This is a genomic window from Methylolobus aquaticus (assembly GCF_054172105.1).
In genome coordinates, this window is the sequence record NZ_JBSYXP010000047.1 from 1 (window position 1) to 1353 (window position 1353).

1 protein-coding gene is annotated in these 1353 nt (G+C 63.6%); it reads left to right on the forward strand.

Annotated elements, in window-relative coordinates; translation table 11 throughout:
• Positions 1 to 93: 93 nt before the first annotated feature.
• Positions 94 to 1188, forward strand: coding sequence for an IS5 family transposase (locus ACW73L_RS22100; RefSeq protein WP_498924698.1), 1095 nt, complete (start codon positions 94 to 96; stop codon positions 1186 to 1188).
• Positions 1189 to 1353: the final 165 nt, after the last annotated feature.

A 1353-nucleotide genomic window follows, 5' to 3' on the forward strand; every position in this document is an offset into this window, starting at 1 on the left:
CAGGCTGGTGAAAAACTCCGAAGGCGTTGTGTGGCGGGGGCTCCGGCGTTCTGGACGGGGTAAAATACGGTATCTACTGGTTTGGGATCGGTCATGCGCGGCGAAGACGTTCGAACGGACACCCTGTTCAGCTACGTGAACCTGGAGGAACGGGTTCCGGCCACGCATCCGCTGCGGCGGATGAAGCTGCTGGTGGACGCGATCCTCCGCTCCATGTCCGCGGAGTTCGACCGGCGCTATGCCCGCACGGGCCGGCCGTCGGTGGCGCCGGAGCGATTGTTGCGAGCGCTGCTGCTGCAAGTGCTCTACTCGCTGCGCAGTGAACGTCAATTGATGGAGCAGTTGGACTACAACCTGCTGTTCCGCTGGTTCGTGGGTCTTGGCATTGACGATCCGGTGTGGGACCGCACGGTGTTCTGCGTCAATCGTGATCGACTGTTGTCGGAAGGGGCAGCGCGCGACTTCTTCGAGCGGGTGCTGGCGATTGCCGAATGGAAGAACCTGGCGTCGGCCGAGCATTTCAGCGTGGACGGCAGCTTGATCGAGGCGTGGGCTTCGCACAAGAGCTTCGTGCGGAAGGACGGGGGCGGTCCGGAGAAGCCCACCGGTCGTAATCGGACGGTCGACTTCTCGGGCGAGAAGCGGAGCAACGCAACCCACGCCAGCACCACCGATCCGGAAGCCCGGCTGTATAAGAAGGGCGAATTCACCGAAGCCAAGCTGCGCTACATCACCCATGCCCTGTCCGAGAACCGACACGGCCTGATCGTTGATGTCCAGACGACCCAGGCGACCGGGAACGCCGAAGTCGAAGCCGCCACCGTGATGATTGCGCGGCGCGTGCCCGCAGGCGGATCGGTCGCCGCGGACAAGGGCTATGACCGGACCGATTTCATCGGCCCGTTGAAGGCGCGCGGCATCAAACCGCATGTCGCACGCAAGGCCAAGGGGAGTGCCGTGGATGGTCGCACGGCCCGCGGCAAGGGCTATGCGTTGAGCCTGAGGCGTCGCAAGATGATCGAGGAAGCCTTCGGCTGGCTCAAAACCGTGGGTGGTTTCCGCAAGACCCGTCACCGTGGCTTGGCCAAGGTCTCGGGACAGGCGGTATTCTGCTTCGCGGCCTACAACCTGACGCGGTTGGTGAACCTGCTGACCTTCGTTCCAGTAGCGCGGGCGGCGCCCGCCTGAGGGATGGGTGCGCCCGAACTCCGTCCAGAGGCGGGTTTTGGGACGCTCACAGCCCCGAACAGGGGCTTCCGCCCCCCTTCAGGTTATCAAACCGACCCCGCACCCAGCCGATTTGGTTCGGCGGGAAAGGTAAGGGGAATTTCAGAGCGGTTTTTCACCATCCTG

What these genes read in the sequence shown, in the direction of transcription:
- ACW73L_RS22100 (WP_498924698.1), top strand. Translation starts at nt 94, where the DNA reads ATGCGCGGCGAAGACGTTCGAACGGACACCCTGTTCAGCTACGTGAAC.